Origin of the sequence: Cupriavidus phytohabitans (genome assembly GCF_000426345.1) — a bacterium.
Taxonomy (GTDB): Bacteria; Pseudomonadota; Gammaproteobacteria; order Burkholderiales; family Burkholderiaceae; genus Cupriavidus.
The window spans coordinates 1-13,355 of sequence record NZ_AUFE01000026.1 but is presented as its reverse complement, the minus strand read 5'-3'; the positions used below and the strand labels follow the sequence as shown (position 1 = coordinate 13,355).

The following is a 13,355-nucleotide window of genomic DNA, read 5'->3' as shown; positions in this document are numbered from 1 at the left end:
GGTGCGCCAACGGAAGCCCGTGCCGGATTTACGCGCAAGGTTGCAATTCTCCCTGCGGGCCAGGCGCCGCGCTGGCCGGCGCCGCGCCTGCCGTCCCGGTGGCGCGCTGGAACGCTCCTTGCAGCGTTACCAGTGAGCGCGCAATCGCAACCAGACCCCGGCACCGAGGCGCAACTTCATGCTTCGCATGGGTGGCAAACGCGGGCGCCGCCCACTGCCATGATCTTCTTCCATCACGACACGCTTGCGCAGACCGAGCCCGCGGTTGGCACCGCCTCCGCGCACGCACCGGCTTTGCAGCCACCGGCTCCCGCCAGGCGTGCTGCGCGGCCCACCATATTCCTCGAAACCCTGCTGGCGACCCGCCTGGAACTGCTGAGCCGCGACCGGGTGTGGCCCTCGCACACGATGGCGCAACGCCAGCGGGTGCTGCTCACGCTTTGGGCGCAGCGGCCCGAGGGCCTGTTCGAGCAGCATGGCACCGCAGACAGCATCGAACACTGCTTGCACGAGGCCTTTGCCCGCGCCGGAGCGGGCTCCAAAGTGCAGGCCGCGATGGCGCTGAAACGGGCCTACTACCTGGTCTGCTGCACAGTCTCGGCCGGCACATCCGCGCGCAAAGACCGGCGCGCGGCGCCGGCCGGCGATGGCAGCGGCATTGCCAGTGGCAATGGCCGGCTCCACGGCAAACCCTGAACGGAGTGCAGCGCACCCCGCCACCATGCGCAGCGTCTCATCCCATTCGGCCGGATCGCGCATTTTCAACACGTATGGGCCGCGCATGCATCCCGCGGACGGCCGCGTGGTGTCCAACTTCATCACCCAGGCATTGGCCGGGCAGCCGCTGACGGTCTATGGCGATGGCGCGCAGACGTGCGCCTTCTGCTATGTCGACGACCTGGTGGACGCGCTGGTGCGGCTGATGGAAGCGCCCGCTTCCGGCATGCCGGTCAACCTCGGCAATCCGCGCGAGACGACTATGCTGGAGATTGCGCAGGAAGTGCTGCGCGCCACCGGCTCGCGTTCGCCGGTCGAGATGCGCCCCCTGCCCGCCGACGACCCGCACCAGCGCTGCCCCGATATCTCGCTGGCGCGAAGCCTGCTGGGCTGGGAGCCGCGCACGTCGCTTGAGGAAGGCCTGCGCCACACGGTCGACTACTTCGCCGCGCGGCTCGCGGCGCAAGCGCATGCGCAGGGCGCGCCGGGCAACGTGGTGCCGGTATCCGCCACGGCACGCGAAGCCCGCGCCGTGGTGCTCAACAAGTAGCGCGCGAGACGAACCTGCCAGTGGCGATGGCAAGGGTGATTCGATGGTGACTGACATAGCCGGACCGGTGACGGTGATTTCACCGCACCTGGACGATGCGGTGTTCAGCTGCGGCGGCCTGATCGCCGCGGCACGCGGCGCGCGCGTGGTGACGGTCTTCGCCGGCGTCCCGCCCGCCGGCGTGCCGGCACCGGACGGGGACCGCGCCGCGGGCTTCGACAGCGCCGAGCAGGCGGTGCGCGCGCGCCGGCGCGAGGACAACCGCGCGCTTGGCATGCTGGGCGCGCAGCCGGTCTGGCTCGATTTCTGGGACAGCCAGTACGGCCGCCGCCATACGCCGCGCGAGATCGCCGACAGCTTGCAGCACGTCCTGGCGACGCAGGCCGACGGCATGGTGGCTGCGCCGCTCGGCCTGTTCCATTCCGATCATGTGCTGGCGCATGAAGCCTGCCGCATGCTGATGCAGGCGGCGCAGGTGCGCGCGGCGGCGTGGGCCGCGCTGCTGGTGCCCTCGCGAGCGCAGGCGGCATCGACGCCGCCGGTGCAGTGGCTGTACTACGAAGACGCGATCTACCGCCGCTTGCCCGGTGTGCTGCAGCAACGGCTGGCCGAATGCCTGCGCGCGGGGCTGCATGCGACCCCGGTCAACCTGCCGGTCAGCCAGCATCTCGCGCAGAAGAGCTATGCGGTCAATGCCTACCAGAGCCAGTTGCAGATGTTCGGCGAAGAGCAGCTGTGCGACCTGTGCGCGCCGGAGCGCTACTGGTGGCTGTCTGCCGGCGAGCCCGCGCAAGGCTGATTCAACTTTCCGATACCGATGCCTGCTGACCAAGCCCCAGGAACACGGGCATGGTCACCAGCCCGAGCCGCGCCGCGGCCGGCGTGACTTCGTCGACCACCAGCTTCAGCAGCAGCGGCACCGCGACCGCGCAGGCCTTGGCCAGCAGCAGCAGCAGCAGCAGCGACACCGCCACCACCACGCGCAGGCGGAAACGCCAGATCGCACGGAACAGCTCCGCGGCAATTCGGCGGCGGGATGGCGGCGCTATCGGTTGCTGGGGCATGCGTACTGGGAGTCGGCGTCCGGGTCCGCGGGTGGTATGGCAGCCGGGCGGGCCGCCACGAGGTGTTGGGGCGAGGCAAATTCCGTACCGGTACGTTCCGCCGGCGGCGCATGGCGCGGAACCTGCTGCGCACCTTGCAGCGGGGCCATTGCGTTCCGACCGCCAGATATCGATGCCATGCCCGAGCGCAGGAAACCACCGGTCAGCCGTGCCGAACTGAATGAATGCCGGCGTTGCCCGCTATGGCGCAACGCCACGCAGGGCGTGCCCGGCGCCGGCGCGTCGCACGCCCGCATCATGCTGGTGGGCGAACAGCCCGGCTCGCAGGAAGACCTGCAGGGCTCACCGTTCGTGGGCCCCGCGGGACGCCTGCTGGACGATGCGCTCGAACAGGCCGGACTGGACCGCGACAAGCTGTTCATGACCAATGCGGTCAAGCATTTCAAGTTCGAGCTGCGCGGCAAGCGGCGGCTGCACAAGACGCCGGGGCAACTGGAGATCGAAGCCTGCCACCTGTGGCTCGAGCGCGAGCTGAAGCAGGTGGATCCGACGATCATCGTCGCGCTGGGCGGCACCGCCGCGCGCGCGGTGCTGGGCCGCAAGAGCGTGACGCTGGGCGCGATGATGGACACGCCGGTCGAGCACGAGGGCCGGCTCGTCATCGCCACCTATCATCCCTCGTTCGCGCTGCGCCAGCGTTCCGACGACGCGCGCGCGGCCGCGTTCGACCGCATCGTGCGCAGCCTGCGCGCCGCCGCGCGGCTGGCGCGCGGCGAACGCTAGCCAGACTCAGGAACGGTTCAGCGTGGGCGGTGCGTCGGGATCGCGGCTGCCCGGGTCGTGCAGGTCGCGCTTGCCGAGGCCAGGCGGGAAATCGCCGCGGCCGGGCTTGCCGGGCTTCTCTTCGCTCTGCGGCGCGGGTTCGCCTTTGCGATGCGAAGCCGCATGTTCCCAATCCGCAGCGGCGCGTTCGCGCGCGCGCTGGTTTTCCGCCGCGTTTTCCTGCAGTTCGCGGTCATCCAGTCCCTGGCGCTTGTCGAGCGAAGGATTGCCCGACGTGTCGTGCTTGCTTTGCTTCATGGCACCTCCTGAGGCATCGGCCGCGGCGCGGCCACTTCACCATGGCGCGCAACTTTCGTTCCACGGCTGCGACGCTGCGGCGGACCGGACACATGCCCGGCCCTTTCCCGGCCATACAGCATGCCGCGGATGACACCTGTAAGAACGGCCAGCGCTTGTAGAAAATGCGATGCGGCGAGTGAACGCGGCGACGCGGGCCCTTGTGCTATCCGTGGCCCGGCAAATGCTTGGCGCAACAACAGCAAGACACCATCACTTCAGGAGAGAGTCATGCGCATCCGCATTTCCTCGCGCCTTGCCGCCGCCGCGCTGCTGTCGCTGCTGGCCGGCGGCGCGCTGGCCCAGAAGGCGGACAGCACCGGCGTGCGCACCGACAAGGGCCCCAAGGGCAGCCAGACCATTCCGCCGCCGGGCGCCGAGGGGGCGCCATCGAGCACGCCGGGCGCCACGCCGACCAATCCCGGCGGGCTTGCGCGTGAGCTGGGCGACGTGCCCAGGGAACCGCATACGGCCGGCGGCCTGCCTGGCCGCGACAAGCCAAAGCCGGCATCGGAAAGTGCCGGCAAGGTCGACCGCGATGGCTTGCACGGCAAGCCGCGCACGGGCAGCGGCGGCGCGAGCATCGACCAGACCCGTGTGCCCGATTCCAAGGGACGTTGAAATCGGTTCGAACTCGCGTCTTCATGCGTCTTCACACAGGAGGTAGACTTCATGCAACGCTTTACCGACAAGGTGGTCATCGTGACCGGCGCAGGATCGGGCATCGGCGCGGCGACCACGCGCCGCTTCGCCGAAGAAGGAGCCAGCGTGGTGCTGGCCGGACGCACGCGCGAGAAGCTCGACACGGTCGCCGGCACGCTGCCCGGGGGCCGCCACCTGGTGCATGTCACGGACGTTTCGCAGTGGGAACAGGTCGAAGCGCTGGTGTCGGCGACGCTGCAGCGGTTCCAGCGGCTCGACGTGATGGTGAATAACGCCGGCGTCGCGGTCGAAGGCCGCATTACCGAAGCCAGCCTGGACGACTGGCACAAGGTGACCGCGATCGACCTCGACGGCGTGTTCCACGGCTGCCGCGCGGCCATGCCCGCGCTGCTCAAGTCGCGCGGGTGCATCGTCAACGTGTCGTCGGTATCGGGGCTCGGCGGCGATTGGGGGCTGTCCTTCTATAACGCGGCCAAGGGCGGCGTCAGCAACCTGACGCGCGCACTGGCCATGGACTATGGCCGCGACGGCGTGCGCGTCAATGCCGTATGCCCGTCGCTGACGCGCACCGACCTGACCAGGGATATGTTCGGGGACGAAGCGCTGCTGGAGCGCTTCCGCGACCGCATCGCGCTGGGCCGCACCGCCGAGCCCGAAGACATCGCCGCGCTGATCGCGTTCCTGGCAAGCGACGATGCGCGCTTTGTCACCGGCATCAATTTGCCGGTGGATGGCGGACTGATGGCGTCGAACGGGCAACCGAGGCAGGACTGAAGCGCAGGCGAGCGCGCAACAAAAAAGGGCCTTGCGGCCCTTTTTCATGAGACGGTGATCCGTGGATCAGCCAGCGAAGTTCTTGCCGGCGAAGTCCCAGTTCACGACGTTCCAGAATGCCTCGACGTACTTCGGACGGGCATTGCGATAGTCAATGTAGTAGGCGTGTTCCCACACGTCGCAGGTCAGCAGCGGCGTGGCGTCGGTGGTCAGCGGCGTGGCGGCGTTGGAGGTGGACACCAGGTCCAGCGAGCCGTCGGCCTTCTTCACCAGCCAGGCCCAGCCCGAACCGAAGGTGCCGACGGCGACCTTGGTGAACTCTTCCTTGAACTTGTCGAACGAGCCCCACTTGGCGTTGATGGCGTCAGCCAGCGCACCGGTCGGCTGGCCGCCGCCGTTGGGCTTCAGCGAATCCCAGTAGAAGGTGTGGTTCCACACCTGGGCAGCGTTGTTGAAGATGCCGCCCGACGACTTCTTCACGATCTCTTCCAGGGTCGCGTTCTCGAACTCGGTGCCCTTGATGAGGTTGTTCAGGTTGGTGACGTAGGTCTGGTGGTGCTTGTCATGATGGAACTCCAGCGTCTCCTTGGAGATGTGCGGAGCCAGGGCATCATGCGCGTACGGGAGCGGGGGGAGCTTGTGTTCCATTGTTCTGTCTCTGTGGGTTGGGGTTGTAGGGTCCGGAATTGCCGATTGTAGGGGACTTGTAATACCCACGCAAACCGCAGGCCTATGCCCCCTGCTCCGATGTTAGTTTGTCCTGGCGCTGGTTTCCGGGGGTTTTACGCGTCCTTTCCCGGACGCTTCCCGGGCGCGGATCGGACCCGTTGCGGACATGGCGCGTGCTCAGAATTCAGGCAGCTTCGCCTGCACGCCGGCAATCGACAGGTCGGCCACGCCCTCGGCCAGGTGCGCCTCGACCACGCTGCCCGGGCGGATCTCGGAGGGCGAGCGCAGCGCGCGTCCGCGCTGGTCGAGCAGCACCGCGTAGCCGCGCTCGAGCGTGCGCTGCGGCGCCAGCAGTTCCAGCGCACCGGCGGCGCGTGCCAGGCGCTGGCCGGCGCGCTCGTGGCCGCGCGTGGCGGCGGCCTGCAGCCGCTGCCATAGCCGTGCCAGATCCGCCTGCGCCGCGGCGGTGTCGGGACGGCATGCGCTCCAGCGCATCGCCAGCACTTGCTGGCGGTGGCGCTGCGACACCACGGTGTCGCGCAATGCCGACCGCAAGTGTCGGGCCAGATTGTCGACGCGCGCGCGGCGTTCCTGCAGCTGCGCCTGCGGGCTGCGCACGCGCCGCGCCAGCCAGTCCAGGTGCTGGGCGCGCAGGTCCAGCGCGCGGCGCATCGCCTGCGCCAGCGCGTCGCGGCCGCGCAGGGTCTGCGCCAGCAGGTGCGAACGGTCGGGGCTGACCAGTTCGGCCGCGCCGGTCGGCGTGGGCGCGCGCACGTCGGCGACGAAATCGGCAATGGTGAAGTCGGTCTCGTGGCCCACGCCGGAAATCAGCGGCAGCGCGCAGCGCGCGATCGCATGCGCGACCACCTCTTCATTGAACGACCACAGGTCTTCGATGCTGCCCCCGCCGCGGCACAGGATCAGCACGTCGCAGTCACGGCGCGCATCGGCCAGGTCGATCGTGTCGGCAATCTTCTGGGCCGCCCCAGCCCCCTGCACCGGTACCGGATAGACCACCACCGGCACATGCGGCGCGCGCCGGCGCAGCGTGGTCAGCACATCGCGCAGGGCGGCGGCCTGCAGCGAGGTGATGACGCCGATGGTGCGCGGATGCGACGGTACCGGCCGCTTGCGCTCCGGGGCGAACAGGCCGGCCTGCGCCAGCTTTTCCTTCAGCCGCAGGAAGGCTTCATACAGGTTGCCCAGGCCGGCGCGGCGCATCGCTTCCACGCCGAGCTGCAGTTCGCCGCGCGCCTCGTACATCGTGACCACGGCGCGCACCTCGACCGCCTCGCCCTCGCGCGGCTGGAAGTCGACATGCTGGTTGCGGCCGCGGAACATCACGCAGCGGATCTGGGCACGCGCATCCTTGAGCGAGAAATACCAGTGGCCGCTTGCCGCGCGGGTGAAGTTGGAGATTTCCCCGCGCACCCAGGCCAGCGGAAAGCTGCGCTCCAGCAACCGGGCGATTGTGTGGTTCAGCTCACCGACAGGAATGACTTCGCGGCCACTGCGCGGGCCGGTGGAGGACGCGTCACGCGAAAAGCTGGTCAGGTCGGGCATGGCGCACGCCGGTCAAGCGGCGTTAATGGGACATGTCCACAGCATAACTGGTCTGTCAAGGGGGTAGCCATGATGGCCGGATGCTGTCCCGCAGGCCGCATCGCTTCGTACAACCCCTTGATTTTTATGAGATTTATGATCGCAATAAAAATTAGGCAATATAACCAATTCTCTTTTGCATCAACCACTTAGCGAGTGTGGATTGCGCTTGTTCACAAAGTTATCCACAGATTCTCTGGATAAAGTACCGGGTTTACCCGACTTTACCGCAGCCATGCCCGTCAAGCGTGGCGCGCGTCACGCCCCAGGCGGCGTAGCCGGCATGCCACGGCACGGGCCAGCACGTCATCATGTGGAACGGCGCCAGGCGAGGGATTGCCTAATTTCCAGGCAGGCGGCCACATATCAAATAAAATCAATGGGTTAGCCTACCTCTCCAGACTTTATCCACAGGCCGTCCACAATCCTCTCCCTGCCTGGTGTGGAAAAGCACGGGTTTACCCAAGCGACGCGGCGCCGGCCCTTTCGGTGGCGCGTCAGCGCGCATTTGCCTGTTTTTTAGGCAATCACGTGCTCAACCTTTTAAATCAACGACTTAGGTGGCTTCTCAGATACCTGTCCACAACCGTTCCACAATCCTGTCCCGCACTCGTGTGGAAGAGATCGCCCGGCATGGTGCGCCTGCGCACAGACAAGGGTGCGTGATAGCGCCCAACCCGTTTTCCCCTGATGTGAGGCAAGCGCCGCGAGCCCTCGGCGCGGGTTGCACAATTTTTAAGCAGACCAAAACTTCCTCTTGCGAATCAATCACTTGCCTCCCTTGTCCGGCGGCTTTCCACAATCGATCCACAATTCTGTCCCTGCGCCCTGTGGAAAGTCGACGGCGACATCGGCCGGCGCCGATGCGCGCCCGAGACAGCCGGCCCCGCCGTCGCTTGCCGCGCGGCAGGCCGCGGGGTAGAGTTGCGCCTGATTTTTCAGAGCAATGCCGGAGTGCGCTGCCTGCTGACGCGCCTCAAGGCATGCCGACCAGCTGGTTGGGGTTTCTTTATTGGGTTGTCGATCCCGGGGGTCCAATTGTTTTCCATCATTCAAGCGGCCGGCTGGCCGATCTGGCCGCTGTTGCTGGCCTCGGTCCTCGCGCTGGCGCTGGTCGTCGAACGCTTCCTGTCGCTCAAGCGCAGCAAGGTGCTGCCGCCTCGGCTCTATGACGAAGCGCTGGCCGCCGCGCAGCAGCGCCGCGCCACGCCGGAAGTGGTCAACACGCTCGAACAGAATTCGCCGCTCGGCCGCGTGCTGGCCGCCGGCCTGCGCCACGTGGTGCTGCAGCCGCACACCTCGCGCGACGCCGCCAAGGACGTGGTCGAGGAAGCCGGCCGCGCGGTCGCACATGAGCTGGAACGCTACCTGAACGCGCTCGGCACGATCGCCTCGGTGGCGCCGCTGATGGGCCTGCTGGGCACCGTGATCGGCATGATCGAGATCTTCGGCAGCCAGGGCGGCACCGGCGCCAATCCGGAACAGCTCGCGCACGGCATCTCGGTGGCGCTGTACAACACCGCCTTCGGCCTGATCGTGGCGATCCCGGCGCTGATCTTCTGGCGCTACTTCCGCCGCCGCGTGGACGATTACGTGGCCGAGCTGGAATTCCGCGCCACCGCGTTCCTGGACGCGATCCTGCCGCAGCGCCGCAGCTGATCACGGACCTGCCACGCCATGCGATTCCGTTCCCGCCAGCGGCGCGAAGAGCCGGAGATCAACCTGATCCCGCTGATCGACGTGCTGCTCGTGATCCTGATCTTCCTGATGATCACGACCACGTACTCGCGCTATACCGAGCTGCAGATCCAGCTGCCTACCGCCGACGCCGAGCGCGCCCAGCAGCGGCCGCAGGAAATCGTGGTGTCGGTGTCCTCGCGCGGGGTCTACTCGGTCAACAAGAAAGTGCTGGAGCAGAAGGATGTCACCAGCCTGGCCGACCAGCTGCGCGCCGCCTCCGGGCCCGCCGGGGCCGGAAATGGCCAGCCGCCGGTGGTCATCGTCAACGCCGACGCGCAGGCCAGCCATCAGGCGGTGGTCAACGTGATGGAAGCCGCGCGGCTGGCCGGGCTGTCGCGCCTGACCTTCGCCACGCAGAGCGCGCAGCCGCGCTGAGCGCGGGCCATCGTCGCGCCCTCCCCCGCGAAAGCGGGGACCGGCCGCCAGGCGGTCGGGCGCGACGCCTGGCCGGGCTTGCCCCATGCGCTGCGCAGTGCCCATAATGGGTTGATCCGCCGGTCTTTGCCGACCCTCACATTGCCTGCCCTCCTTGGGACGCAAGATCCCGAGCGCACTACAATCCCTGCCCATCCACGACCTGACCGACCCGCCGCGTCCATGCCCGTTCCCCGCCATGCCCTTGCCGACTTCGTGACCGCCCAGTGGCAGCGCCGCGGCTGGTTTGCCTGGGTCATGCTGCCGTTCTCGCTGCTGTTCGGGCTGGTGGCGCGGGTGCGCCGGCACGGCTACCGGCGCGGCTGGTTCAAGTCCACGCGGCTGCCGATGCCGGTGGTAGTGGTCGGCAACGTGACCGTGGGCGGCACCGGCAAGACGCCGGCGGTGATCGCGCTGGCCCACGCGCTCACCGAGGCCGGCTTGCGCCCCGGCGTGGTGTCGCGCGGGTATGGCGTCGAGCTGAAGCATCCGCGCCGGGTCAAGCCGACCTCGCAGGCCAGCGACGTCGGCGACGAGCCGCTGCTGATCGCGCGCGCCACCGATGTGCCGGTGTGGGTGTTCCCGGACCGCGCGCTGTGCGCGCAGACCATGCTGGTGTCGCATCCCGGCGTCAACGTGCTGCTGCTCGACGACGGCCTGCAGCACTACAAGCTGCAGCGCGATTTCGAGATCGTGATGTTCGACACGCGCATGGGCGGCAACGGCCTGATGCTGCCGGCCGGCCCGCTGCGCGAACCGCTGACGCGCCCGCGCGACGCCACGCTGATCAACGATCCAAACTTCCGCGCCACGCCCGACCGCCCCGGCGTCTACGGCATGCGGCTGGAGCTGGAAGACGCCTGGCAGCTGAACGACCCGACCATGGCGCGCCCGCTTTCCACCTTTGCCGGGCGGCGCGTGCTGGCCGCGGCCGGCATCGGCAACCCCGAGCGCTTCTTCGCCAGCCTGCGCGGTGCCGGCCTGTCGCCGAAGACACTGCCGCTGCCCGACCACTATGACTTTGCCGACGACCCGTTCGCCGGCAACGCCGACGCGCTCGACGCCGACGTGATCCTGATCACCGAGAAGGATGCCGTAAAATGCGAGCGCTTCGACGACCCGCGCATCTGGGTCGTGCCGACCAGGCCGGTGATCGACGCGGGCCTGATCGACAAAATCCGCGGCGCCGTGCTGGCGCATATCAACACCGCACCGACCGCGCAGTCCGCGGCGGCCACGTCCGGCGGCGCCGGGCGCAACGAGGAACACCGAGATGGACAACCGGCTGCTTGAAATCCTGGTCTGCCCGCTGTGCAAGGGCAAGCTGGAGTACGACCGCGCCGCGCAGGAACTGATCTGCCACGCCGACAAGCTCGCATACCCGATCCGCGACGGCATCCCCGTGATGCTGGCCGACGAGGCGCGCCAGTCGGTGCCGGGCCGTGCCATCGACCCGGACGCGCCAGCCAACGGCAACTGAGAACCACTGAGCCAGCACCATGACCGTCCCGGCCTTCACCGTCGTCATCCCCGCGCGGCTCGCATCGACGCGCCTGCCTGACAAGCCGCTGGCCGATATCGGCGGGCGCCCGATGATCGTGCGCGTGGCCGAACGCGCCCATGCCTCGTCGGCCCGGCGCACCGTGGTCGCCACCGACGCTCCGTCCGTGGCGCAGGCCTGCGCGGACCACGGCATCGAAGCGGTGCTGACACGTGCCGACCACCCCACCGGCACGGACCGCCTGGCGGAAGTGGCAACGCAGCTCGGCCTGCCCGACGACGCCATCGTGGTCAACGTGCAGGGCGACGAGCCGCTGATCGACCCGACGCTGATCGACGAGGTGGCGCTGCACCTGTCGCACCACGCGGACTGCGCCGTCGCCACCGCGGCGCACCCGCTGCACGACATCGCCGAGGTCTTCAATCCCAACGTGGTCAAGGTCGTGTGCGACGCCGCCGGACGCGCTTTGTACTTCTCGCGCGCGCCGATCCCGTGGGCGCGAGACGCCTGGTCAGGCGTGCCGGCCGTCCCCGCCGCGATGGCCCAGGTTCCGCTGCCGGCCATGCCGGTGCTGCGCCATATCGGCCTGTACGCCTATCGCGCCGGCTTCCTGCGGCGCTTTCCTGCCCTGGCCGCCGCGCCGCTCGAACAGACCGAGGCGCTGGAGCAACTGCGCGCCATGTGGCATGGCGAGCGCATCGCGGTGGTGGAAACCGCTGCCGCGCCGGCGCCCGGCGTCGACACCCCGGCCGACCTGGAGCGCGTGCGCGCGCTGTGGGCCGAGTCGATGGCGCAGGACGGGCCCTGATCGCCCAGCCTGGCCAGCATCCGGCCACGGCGGCCGCCCGCTGAGGTTCAAACTGCTGCAACCTGAATCCGGGGGGCGGATTTCGAGCCGGATCAGCGCCGCCTCATGGCATAATGCTTGCCGATACAGAGCCGCCCCGGCTGCGCGCCAACGCGCCGCCGGCCAAGGCTCGGTGGGGAGATAAAGATAGAGCCCGACTGGTGTGCCGCGCCGCCATCCCCCTGGCAGCCGACGCCGGACGTCCGCGTAGGCGCGTGTGCGCCTGCGCCAGATGCCGTCAACATCCGACAAGACAGCAGTAAGTCTTGCGTCAAGTTGCGGCATTACCCTCCTTCTGATCTCCCGCCATACCAGATTCAAAACTCTGAGGACCCGTAAATGCGTTTGATCCTGTTGGGCGCACCCGGCGCCGGCAAAGGCACGCAAGCCAAGTTCATCTGCGAGAAGTTCGCCATTCCGCAAATCTCCACCGGCGACATGCTGCGCGCGGCGGTGAAGGCCGGCACGCCCCTGGGCGTGGAAGCCAAGAAAGTCATGGATGCGGGCGGACTGGTGTCGGATGACATCATCATCGGCCTGGTGAAAGACCGTCTGAAGCAGGACGACTGCAAGAACGGCTACCTGTTCGACGGCTTCCCGCGCACCATCCCGCAGGCCGAGGCGATGAAGGACGCCGGCGTGGCGATCGACTACGTGCTGGAAATCGACGTGCCGTTCGACGCCATCATCGAACGCATGAGCGGCCGCCGCGTGCACGTGGCCTCGGGCCGCACCTACCACGTCAAGTACAACCCGCCGAAGGCCGAAGGCGTCGACGACGAAACCGGCGAAGCGCTGATCCAGCGCGACGACGACAAGGAAGAGACGGTCAAGAAGCGCCTGGACGTCTACTCCCAGCAAACCCGCCCGCTGGTCGACTACTACTCGGACTGGGCCGCCAAGGGCGATGCCGCTGCGAAGGTAGCTCCGCCGAAGTACCGGAAGATCTCGGGCGTCGGCAACGTCGACGAGATCACCGCGCAAGTGTTTGAGGCGCTGAAGTAAGTCGTCCCAACACGATGTGACAACAAAGCGGCCCATGGGCCGCTTTTTCTTTGTGACCGCGCACAGCGCAGCCGAAGGCGTTCCTACCACACCGCCAGCAGCAGAGGCCACCCACAGCTCTGGCCTCGTTCAAGAACCGCGTCAATTCCGAGCCACCGTGGCGCACCACGGCGTCAGGCAGTCCTATTCTGCAACGAAGCAAGCCCCGTACGAAAGCCGCGGCACACTACGATAAGAGTGGCCGCCCGCAGGGCAGTCAACGCGCTTTTTGGTGACTTTTTGTCGCTCCCCTCCATGTCAGGATAGATGTCGCCCCGCCGCCTTTCGATGAAGGACAATGGAGGGCGGAAGCGGTTGGAGAATGAAACGCTATCCGGCGGAGTACAAGGAATGGGTGGTTGAGCAGATGATGCCGCCCGTGAACCGATCGGTTGTGGAGTTGGCCAGGGAGACGGGTGTCACGACGGTGAGCCTGCGCACCTGGCGCAACGAGGCGCGAGAGCAAGGACGGGTTGTGCCAGGCAACGGCAAACAGAGCGATAAGTGGTCCAGCGCGGACAAGTTCCGGGTAGTGCTGGAGACGGCGCCCCTGAGTGAAGCGGAGCTGTCCGAGTACTGCCGCAGGAAGGGCATTCAGCCAGAACAGATCCGGCAGTGGCGTGCTGCCTGTGAGCAGGCGAATGCGAAGAC

Annotated in this window: 16 protein-coding genes and 1 pseudogene; 13 read left to right on the top strand and 4 right to left on the bottom strand. The window is 67.7% G+C overall.

The annotated features are described in order from the left end of the window. Window positions 1-219 precede the first annotated feature (219 nt). From K309_RS36815 to K309_RS0119125, 3 genes and pseudogenes are all read left to right on the top strand, one after another. Window positions 220-696, top strand: coding sequence for a hypothetical protein (locus tag K309_RS36815; protein ID WP_064737456.1), 477 nt, complete (start codon window positions 220-222; stop codon window positions 694-696). Between the two features lie 55 nt (window positions 697-751). Then, a pseudogene (locus tag K309_RS36810) lies at window positions 752-1,267 on the top strand (NAD-dependent epimerase/dehydratase family protein); the annotation flags it as partial. Between the two features lie 43 nt (window positions 1,268-1,310). Next, the gene (locus tag K309_RS0119125; protein ID WP_029047925.1) at window positions 1,311-2,066 is read left to right on the top strand and encodes a PIG-L deacetylase family protein; all 756 of its coding nucleotides are present in this window, start codon (window positions 1,311-1,313) and stop codon (window positions 2,064-2,066) included. Window position 2,067: 1 nt separating this feature from the next. Here the strand turns inward: K309_RS0119125 and K309_RS0119120 are convergent, their stop codons facing one another. After that, window positions 2,068-2,331, bottom strand: coding sequence for a hypothetical protein (locus tag K309_RS0119120; RefSeq protein ID WP_029047924.1), 264 nt, complete (start codon window positions 2,329-2,331; stop codon window positions 2,068-2,070). Window positions 2,332-2,508: 177 nt separating this feature from the next. Here K309_RS0119120 and K309_RS0119115 point away from each other — a divergent pair, with 177 nt between their 5' ends. Then, the gene (locus K309_RS0119115) at window positions 2,509-3,114 is read left to right on the top strand and encodes a UdgX family uracil-DNA binding protein (protein ID WP_029047923.1); all 606 of its coding nucleotides are present in this window, start codon (window positions 2,509-2,511) and stop codon (window positions 3,112-3,114) included. 6 nt (window positions 3,115-3,120) lie between these two features. Here the strand turns inward: K309_RS0119115 and K309_RS0119110 are convergent, their stop codons facing one another. Continuing rightward, window positions 3,121-3,411 (bottom strand): hypothetical protein, encoded by a 291-nt coding sequence (locus K309_RS0119110; protein WP_029047922.1) that lies wholly within the window; start codon window positions 3,409-3,411, stop codon window positions 3,121-3,123. A 270-nt stretch (window positions 3,412-3,681) separates the two neighbouring features. Between K309_RS0119110 and K309_RS0119105 the strand changes: the two genes are divergently transcribed. Both K309_RS0119105 and budC read left to right on the top strand, forming a co-directional pair. Continuing rightward, window positions 3,682-4,071, top strand: coding sequence for a hypothetical protein (locus tag K309_RS0119105; protein WP_029047921.1), 390 nt, complete (start codon window positions 3,682-3,684; stop codon window positions 4,069-4,071). A gap of 51 nt (window positions 4,072-4,122) precedes the next feature. Next, window positions 4,123-4,887 (top strand): meso-2,3-butanediol dehydrogenase, encoded by a 765-nt coding sequence (budC, locus tag K309_RS0119100; RefSeq protein WP_029047920.1) that lies wholly within the window; start codon window positions 4,123-4,125, stop codon window positions 4,885-4,887. Window positions 4,888-4,953: 66 nt separating this feature from the next. On the opposite strand, the gene sodB is transcribed toward budC, so the two are convergent. After that, entirely contained in the window at window positions 4,954-5,535 is a 582-nt protein-coding gene (sodB, locus tag K309_RS0119095) for a superoxide dismutase [Fe] (protein ID WP_029047919.1), read from the bottom strand. Between the two features lie 198 nt (window positions 5,536-5,733). Further along, window positions 5,734-7,119, bottom strand: a complete 1,386-nt coding sequence (xseA, locus tag K309_RS0119090; RefSeq protein WP_029047918.1) for an exodeoxyribonuclease VII large subunit — start codon at window positions 7,117-7,119, stop codon at window positions 5,734-5,736. Window positions 7,120-8,196: 1,077 nt separating this feature from the next. On the opposite strand from xseA, the gene K309_RS0119085 reads away from it, so the two are divergent. The 7 genes from K309_RS0119085 to K309_RS41760 all read left to right on the top strand — a co-directional run. Continuing rightward, window positions 8,197-8,817 carry a MotA/TolQ/ExbB proton channel family protein gene (locus K309_RS0119085; RefSeq protein ID WP_029047917.1) on the top strand — a complete coding sequence of 207 codons (621 nt, stop codon included), beginning with the start codon at window positions 8,197-8,199 and terminating at the stop codon, window positions 8,815-8,817. Between the two features lie 18 nt (window positions 8,818-8,835). After that, complete coding sequence (locus K309_RS0119080; RefSeq protein WP_029047916.1) at window positions 8,836-9,273, top strand: ExbD/TolR family protein; 438 nt, start codon at window positions 8,836-8,838, stop codon at window positions 9,271-9,273. Window positions 9,274-9,495: 222 nt separating this feature from the next. Beyond that, entirely contained in the window at window positions 9,496-10,605 is a 1,110-nt protein-coding gene (lpxK, locus tag K309_RS0119075) for a tetraacyldisaccharide 4'-kinase (protein WP_029047915.1), read from the top strand. Further along, window positions 10,586-10,792: a Trm112 family protein gene (locus K309_RS0119070; protein ID WP_029047914.1), complete on the top strand. Its 207-nt coding sequence runs from the start codon at window positions 10,586-10,588 to the stop codon at window positions 10,790-10,792. Before lpxK ends, K309_RS0119070 begins: the two co-directional genes overlap by 20 nt. Before the next feature lie 19 nt (window positions 10,793-10,811). Further along, window positions 10,812-11,621 carry a 3-deoxy-manno-octulosonate cytidylyltransferase gene (gene kdsB, locus K309_RS0119065; protein ID WP_029047913.1) on the top strand — a complete coding sequence of 270 codons (810 nt, stop codon included), beginning with the start codon at window positions 10,812-10,814 and terminating at the stop codon, window positions 11,619-11,621. 378 nt (window positions 11,622-11,999) lie between these two features. Then, entirely contained in the window at window positions 12,000-12,665 is a 666-nt protein-coding gene (adk, locus tag K309_RS0119060) for an adenylate kinase (protein ID WP_029047912.1), read from the top strand. 361 nt (window positions 12,666-13,026) lie between these two features. Further along, window positions 13,027-13,355, top strand: a 329-nt coding sequence (locus K309_RS41760) for a transposase (protein WP_198030831.1), incomplete at its 3' end; no start/stop codon positions are given.

Coding starts and splice junctions, on each gene's coding strand:
- K309_RS36815 (WP_064737456.1), top strand. CDS start 220: ATGATCTTCTTCCATCACGACACGCTTGCGCAGACCGAGCCCGCGGTT.
- adk (WP_029047912.1), top strand. CDS start 12,000: ATGCGTTTGATCCTGTTGGGCGCACCCGGCGCCGGCAAAGGCACGCAA.
- K309_RS0119115 (WP_029047923.1), top strand. CDS start 2,509: ATGCCCGAGCGCAGGAAACCACCGGTCAGCCGTGCCGAACTGAATGAA.
- xseA (WP_029047918.1), bottom strand. CDS start 7,119: ATGCCCGACCTGACCAGCTTTTCGCGTGACGCGTCCTCCACCGGCCCG.
- K309_RS0119080 (WP_029047916.1), top strand. CDS start 8,836: ATGCGATTCCGTTCCCGCCAGCGGCGCGAAGAGCCGGAGATCAACCTG.
- budC (WP_029047920.1), top strand. CDS start 4,123: ATGCAACGCTTTACCGACAAGGTGGTCATCGTGACCGGCGCAGGATCG.
- lpxK (WP_029047915.1), top strand. CDS start 9,496: ATGCCCGTTCCCCGCCATGCCCTTGCCGACTTCGTGACCGCCCAGTGG.
- sodB (WP_029047919.1), bottom strand. CDS start 5,535: ATGGAACACAAGCTCCCCCCGCTCCCGTACGCGCATGATGCCCTGGCT.
- K309_RS0119120 (WP_029047924.1), bottom strand. CDS start 2,331: ATGCCCCAGCAACCGATAGCGCCGCCATCCCGCCGCCGAATTGCCGCG.
- kdsB (WP_029047913.1), top strand. CDS start 10,812: ATGACCGTCCCGGCCTTCACCGTCGTCATCCCCGCGCGGCTCGCATCG.
- K309_RS0119070 (WP_029047914.1), top strand. CDS start 10,586: ATGGACAACCGGCTGCTTGAAATCCTGGTCTGCCCGCTGTGCAAGGGC.
- K309_RS0119105 (WP_029047921.1), top strand. CDS start 3,682: ATGCGCATCCGCATTTCCTCGCGCCTTGCCGCCGCCGCGCTGCTGTCG.
- K309_RS0119110 (WP_029047922.1), bottom strand. CDS start 3,411: ATGAAGCAAAGCAAGCACGACACGTCGGGCAATCCTTCGCTCGACAAG.
- K309_RS0119125 (WP_029047925.1), top strand. CDS start 1,311: ATGGTGACTGACATAGCCGGACCGGTGACGGTGATTTCACCGCACCTG.